This is a genomic window from Ancylobacter sp. G4_0304, assembly GCF_047501495.1.
Lineage (GTDB): Bacteria > Pseudomonadota > Alphaproteobacteria > Rhizobiales > Xanthobacteraceae > Ancylobacter.
Genome location: NZ_JAZDRM010000010.1, coordinates 115,302 through 121,696 on the forward strand (window position 1 = coordinate 115,302; position 6,395 = coordinate 121,696).

The following is a 6,395-nucleotide window of genomic DNA, read 5'->3' on the forward strand; positions in this document are numbered from 1 at the left end:
GATCCGGCGGGGTTAAGCCCTGTGTCCGCTTCGTGCCGCAGTGCACCATTGTTCCGCCATCTGGAGGGAGCAAGCGGGTAGGGGCGCGACGGATCGCGGGAGCAGGCACTACATGCACACAGACGGGCAAAGCTTTCTGATCGCGGCGCTGATCATCCTCGCCACCGCCGTGGTCGCTGTGCCCGTCGCCCGCCGTCTCGGCCTGTCGCCGATCGTGGGCTATCTCATCGCTGGCGTCGCCATCGGGCCCTCGGGCCTCGGCGCCTTCACCGATCCTGAGCGCATCATCACCGTCGCCGAGATCGGCGTGGTGCTTCTGCTGTTCGTCATCGGGCTGGAACTGCAGATTTCCCGGCTGCTGGCGCTGCGCAAGGCGATTTTCGGCCTCGGCGCCATGCAGCTCGTGCTGACCGGCGGCGCCATCGCGCTGCTCACCCATTATGCCGGCAACGGATTCGACTGGCGCGCGGCGATCATCGCGGGCCTCGCGCTGGCGTTGTCGGCCACCTCGATCGCGCTCCAGCTGCTGGAGGAGAAGAACGGGCTCACCCAGCCCTATGGCCAGCGCGCCTTCGCGGTGTTGCTGTTCCAGGACATGGCGGTGGTGCCGCTGATCGCCTTCATGCCGCTGCTGGCGCCGGGCATCCACGAGGACCAGTCCTTCATGGACGCGGCGCGGCATGTGCTGGTGGTGCTCGCCGCGCTGGCGGTGGTCATTGGTTCCGGGCGCTATCTGCTGACGCCGCTGTTCCGCGTGCTGGCCCAGAGCGGCGCGCGCGAGGTGATGACCGCCGCCGCGCTGCTGGTGGTGCTGGGCGCGGGCGCGCTGATGGCCTCGGTCGGCATGTCGATGGCGCTCGGCGCCTTCCTTGCCGGCGTGATGCTGTCGGAATCCAGTTTCCGCCACGAGCTGGAAGCCAATGTCGACGCGTTTCGCGGGCTGCTGATCGCGCTGTTCTTCATGGGCGTCGGCATGTCGATAGACCTCGGCATTGTGCTCGCCAACGCGCCGCTGCTGATCGTCGGCACGCTGCTCGTCACGGTGGTCAAGGCGGTGTCGATCTGGGCGGTGTTCCGCGTCGCGCACGGCACCGAGGCGGACGCGGTGCGCGCCAGCGCGGTGCTTACCTCCGCGGGGGAGTTCTCCTTCGTGCTGTTCCCGATCGGCCTCAGCCTCGGCCTATTGTCCGAACACCAGGCCGCGATGCTGGCAGCCTGCGCGGGCATGACCATGATGCTGGGTCCCCCGGTGGCGCTCGTCGGCGAGCATCTGGCGCGCTGGCTGGAGCGGCGCGAGGCGCGGCAGGAGCCGGTGGAGGATTTCAGCGACGCCCACGGCGCGGTGCTGGTGGTCGGCTTCGGCCGCTTCGGCCAGATCGTCTCGCAATGCCTGCTCGCACGGGGATTGGAAGTCACCATCATCGACAATGATGTCGAGATGATCCAGAGCGCGGGCCGCTTCGGCTTCCGCATCTATTACGGCGACGGCACGCGCTACGAGGTGCTGCGCGCGGCCGGCGCCGAGCGGGCGCGGGTGATCGCGATCTGCGTCGACCGTCGCGAGACCACCGACCGCATCGTCGACATGCTGGCGGTCCATGTGCCGGCGGCACGGCTGCATGTGCGCGCCTTCGACCGCACCCACGCCCTTGCGCTGCGCAACAAGGGCGTGGATTTCGAGATGCGCGAGACCTTCGAATCGGCGCTCGCCTTCGGTGAGGCGACGCTGCGCGCCAATGGCATCGACGCCGACACCGCGCAGGCGACGATTAAGGATGTCCGGGTCTGGGACATGGAGCGGTTGCGCCGACAGGCGGAAGAGGGCGTCGACCGCGGCCCGCGCCGCTCGATGGAACCCGAGCCGCTGGTGCCGCCCGAGCGCATCGCCCGCCCGCTCAACCCCGAGGCCGAGGACGCGCTGCGCCACGAGACCGAATTCTCGTCCTGAGACCAGCCTGCCGCCCGCGCGGGGTTCCGGCATGGATCATGCATCTGGCAGCCGACGCCAGATCCAGATTCATTCGCGGAGCGATTCGATGTTCAATTCGGAATTCAAGGCATCCGTCAGCCGGCGCAGCCTGCTCAAGGGCGCGGCGGCGGCCGGCGCCGCCGTGGCCATGCCCGCCATCATCAGCCCGCGCGCCCTCGCCTCCTCCGGCGAGATCGACATCATGATGTGGTCGGACTACCTGCCGGAAAGCTTCGTCAAGAGCTTCACCGACAAGACCGGCATCAAGGTCAACTTCACCGGCATCGGCTCGAATGACGACATTCTGAACAAGATGAAGGCAACCAACGGTCAGGGTTTCGACATCGTGACCCCGACGGTGAACCGCAACCCGCTCTGGGCCGATCTCGGCCTGCTGCAGCCCTTCGACATGAAGCGCGTTCCCATCGACAAGGTGAACCCCGCCATGGCGATCGGCGACAAGTACTGGAACTTCGGCGGCAAGGGCACGGCCTGGATCCCGCACATCTGGGGCACCGAAGGCATTGCCTGGCGCACCGACAAGTTCACCCCGGCGGGCGAGTTCCCGAGCTACTACGACACCTGGGACGAGGCCAATGCCGGCAAGACCATGGGCCGCGCGCATTCCTCGATCCTCGGCCTCGGCCTCGGCATGGAGCGGCGCGGCGAGCTGGCGCCCGGCTCGGTCTGGGCGGCTTACACCAGCGAGGACAAGATGAAGGAGGTCTGGACTAAGCTCACCGAGACCGCCATCGCCAAGAAGAAGAACCTCAAGCTGATCTGGAACGACGCCGACACCCAGAAGAACGGCCTGCTCAACGAGGGCGTGATCGTCGGCCAGACCTGGGACGGCCCGCCGATCGCGCTGAAGACCGCCGGCGAGCCGGTGATGTACCGCGCGCCGGTGGAAGGCGCCATGGCCTGGATCGACGGCCTCGCCATGCCGATCGGCGCCAAGAACACCGATCAGGTCTATGCCTTCATCGAGGCCTGCTACGACCCCGAGCTGGCCGGCACCGCGATCAAGACCCACGGCTATAATTCGCCGGTGATCGGCGCCGACAAGTTCGGCGGCGAGGTCTATGCCAAGAACTTCGCCGACGCCTATCCGGGCGATGCGCTGGCCAAGCTCAATGCCTGGCCGGCCGAAGCGCCCTGGTACGCCAAGACCCGCACCGAGTTCGTGAACAAGTTCATGAGCGCCTGAGCGCGGACGCTCCCAGGCTCCGCCACATTTCCGGCCCGGACGCGCTCCGGGCCGGCCTTCCCATTGCGTGCTCAGTTCGAGTGTTCGGAGGCCCATGACAACGCGGGATGTCCGGCTGGACCATGTGACGATCCGGTTCGGCGCGCATACAGCCGTCGACAACGCGCTGCTGACCATCGAGGGCGGCGAGTTCTTCTCCTTCCTCGGCCCGTCCGGCTGCGGCAAGACCACGCTGCTGCGCTGCGTTTCCGGCTTCATCGAGCCGACCGAGGGCCGGGTGCTGATCGGCGGCAAGGACATGTCGCGGGTAGGCCCCAACAAGCGGCCGACCGCGCTGATCTTCCAGAACCTCGCGCTCTTCCCGCTGATGAGCGTCGCCGACAACATCGCCTTCCCGCTGGAAGTGCGCGGCGTCGGGCGCAAGGAGCGCCGCAAGCGTGCGGACGAATTGCTGGAGCTGATCGCCCTGCCCGGGGTCGGCGACAAGAAGGTCTATGAACTCTCCGGCGGCCAGCGCCAGCGCGTCGCCATCGCCCGCGCGCTCGCGGTCGAGCCGGACATATTGCTGCTGGACGAGCCGCTCTCCGCGCTCGATCTCAAGCTGCGCCAGCACATGCGTACCGAATTGCGCGCCATCCAGAAGCAGGTCGGGCTGACCTTTATCTATATCACCCACGACCAGGGCGAGGCGCTCACCATGTCGGACCGGGTGGCGGTGATGAATGCCGGCGTGATCGAGCAGATCGACGATCCGGTGACGATCTATGAGCGGCCCAAGACCCCGTTCGTCGCCGGTTTCGTCGGCGAGACCAACACGATCGCCGGCAAGGTGATGTCGCAATCCGGGCTCGACGTGGTGCTCGACACGCCGCTCGGACCGCTCGCCGGAATCGCTGGCGGCGGGCGGCATTTTTCCGTCGGGGAGGCGTGCCTGCTTTTTATCCGGCCCGAGCAGCTTTCGGTGCAGGCGGCGGGCGCGTTCTCCGCCACGGTGGTGAAGGAGGAGTTCGAGGGCAATCTGCGCCACGTCTTCCTCGATGGCGCGGGCACGGCGCTGCGGCTGTCGCGCGTGGGCGGCGGCGCGCCGCTGGCGCCGGGCACGAGTATCGCCCTCAGCTATGACCACACGCGCAGCACCGTGCTGCCGGCCAGCGGGGCGCGGGCGTGAACGCACTGGCGCGGATGTTCCGCGATTTCACCGGCAAGCACGGGCTCGGCGTCGCGCTCTATATCGGCATCGGCGTGCTGGTCTGGGTGATCGTGCTGATCACCCTGCCGCAGCTCGCCATGCTGGACTACTCCTTCCGCAACAACCTGCCCCCGCCGATGCGCGGCGGCGAGGCGGACGTCTACACGCTGGTGAACTACCGCTATTTCCTGTTCGGCGGCGGCGACGGGCTGAACACGCTCGACATGTGGGTGCTGGGCAAGACCATCTTTGCGGCGGTGGTGGTCACCTTCATCGATGTGCTGCTGTGCTACCCGATCGCCTTCATTCTCGCCCATTCCGCCACCGGCGTTGCCGCGCGGCTGATGGTGCTGGGGCTGATCGTGCCGTTCTGGGTCAACGAAATCCTGCGCGCCTTCGCCTTCCGCGTGATCTTCGGCGCCACCGGGCTGATCAACGGCATCGGCCTCGGGCTTGGCCTGTGGGACGCGCCGGTCGACTTCATCCGCGCCGATGTCGCGCTCTATTCCAGCCTGACCTATTCCTACATCCTGCTGATGGTGTTCCCGATCTATAACGCGGTCGAGGCGCTGGACCGCAACCAGATCGAGGCCGCGCGCGACATGGGCGCCTCGTGGTGGCGGGTGCACTGGCGCATCGTGCTCCCCGTCGCCAAGCCCGGCATCGCCTCGGGCGCGACCATCGTGTTCATGCTTACCGCCGGCGCGCTGGCGGCCCCGCAGATTCTCGGCGGGCCGTCGAACCTGTGGTTCACGCAGCTGATCTACCAGTGGTTCAACGATGCCGGCGACTGGGCACGCGGCTCGGCCTACGCCATCATCCTGCTGTTCACCTGCCTCGCCTTCGTCCTGTTGATGATGAAGGTGTTCAAGGTGCCGATCGGGGCGATCGGCCGATGAGCACGGGAAACGCCACCGGACGGGTCTTTTCCGTCGGCTACACGCTTCTGTTCTTCGCCTTCCTGTTCGGCCCGCTGCTGATCATGTCGGCGACGGCGTTCAATTCGTCCTCCTTCCCGCGCATCACGCCGTGGGAGTGCTTCACCACCGACTGGTTCGGCGTGCTGATCTCCAATACGCGGCTGATGCAGGGTCTCGTCACCTCGGTCATCATCGGGGTCGGCGTGGTGGCGATCTCGGTGCCGCTCGGCCTCGCCGGCGCGCTGGCGCTGGCGGAAATCACGCCCAGCCTGCGCTCGGCGCTCTATACGGTGCTGATCACCCCGGTGCTGATTCCCGGCGTCGTGCTGGGCATTTCCACCATCGTGTTCTGGGGCGATCTCGGCCGCTCGCTCGGCGGCGGTTTCGCGACGCTGTTCTTCAACGGCATCTTCCTGACCATCGTCGGCCAAGTCACCTTCATCGCCGCCTATGCCATGCTGATCTTCTCGGCGCGGCTGCAGCGCTTCGACCCGACGCTGACCGAGGCGGCGCTCGACCTCGGCGCCACACCGGGGCAGGCGTTCCGCAAGATCCTGCTGCCGTTCCTGCGGCCGGCGATCGGCTCGGCGGCGTTTCTGACGCTGCTGGCCTCGTTCGAGAACTACAACACCACGGTCTTCACCATCCTCGCCGACAACACCTTCACCACGGCGCTGGCCTCCAAGGTGCGCTACGGCACCGACCCCTCGCTCTCGGCGCTGGCGGTGATCATCATCGCGGTGACGCTGATCGGCGCGATCGTGCACGAGGCTTATACCCGCCGCGGCGAGGCCCTTGTCGCCGGGCCGGCCAAGTCCGGGCTCTATGCCAACCGGCTCGGTCGGCTCGCCGTGCATCCGCTCACCATTTTCGCGCTGCTGGTGGGTCTCGCCGGGCTCGCGGTCTATAGCGGCATGCGCCACGATTCCGGCGCCTGCCAGTCCCGGATACTGGAGGACAAGCGCGCGGCGCAGGAGCGGCTGATCGAGGAGCAGCAGCGGCGGATGAAGGAGAATGCCGCCCGCCCGCAGGCTCCGGGCGCCGGCAGCGCGCCGGGCAATCCCTCGCCCTTCGGCGGGGCGTTCGGCAATGTCGGTCCCGCCCCAGCGG

General features: G+C 67.4%; 5 protein-coding genes. All 5 read left to right on the forward strand.

Features of this window, described 5'->3' with window-relative positions:
- Positions 1 to 112 precede the first annotated feature (112 nt).
- A complete protein-coding gene (locus VRZ77_RS08115; RefSeq protein ID WP_414592159.1) occupies positions 113 to 1,948 on the forward strand; it encodes a monovalent cation:proton antiporter-2 (CPA2) family protein in 1,836 nt (611 codons plus the stop codon).
- Between the two features lie 88 nt (positions 1,949 to 2,036).
- Positions 2,037 to 3,176 (forward strand): extracellular solute-binding protein, encoded by a 1,140-nt coding sequence (locus VRZ77_RS08120; protein WP_414592160.1) that lies wholly within the window; start codon positions 2,037 to 2,039, stop codon positions 3,174 to 3,176.
- A 94-nt stretch (positions 3,177 to 3,270) separates the two neighbouring features.
- Positions 3,271 to 4,344, forward strand: a complete 1,074-nt coding sequence (locus VRZ77_RS08125; RefSeq protein WP_414592161.1) for an ABC transporter ATP-binding protein — start codon at positions 3,271 to 3,273, stop codon at positions 4,342 to 4,344.
- Positions 4,341 to 5,264 (forward strand): ABC transporter permease, encoded by a 924-nt coding sequence (locus VRZ77_RS08130; RefSeq protein WP_414592162.1) that lies wholly within the window; start codon positions 4,341 to 4,343, stop codon positions 5,262 to 5,264. Before VRZ77_RS08125 ends, VRZ77_RS08130 begins: the two co-directional genes overlap by 4 nt.
- Positions 5,261 to 6,395, forward strand: a 1,135-nt coding sequence (locus VRZ77_RS08135) for an ABC transporter permease (protein WP_414592163.1), incomplete at its 3' end; no start/stop codon positions are given. The genes VRZ77_RS08130 and VRZ77_RS08135, both read left to right, overlap by 4 nt.

Excerpts from the sequence above, each read along its gene's own strand:
- VRZ77_RS08125 (WP_414592161.1), top strand. The coding sequence starts at position 3,271 with ATGACAACGCGGGATGTCCGGCTGGACCATGTGACGATCCGGTTCGGC.
- VRZ77_RS08115 (WP_414592159.1), top strand. The coding sequence starts at position 113 with ATGCACACAGACGGGCAAAGCTTTCTGATCGCGGCGCTGATCATCCTC.
- VRZ77_RS08120 (WP_414592160.1), top strand. The coding sequence starts at position 2,037 with ATGTTCAATTCGGAATTCAAGGCATCCGTCAGCCGGCGCAGCCTGCTC.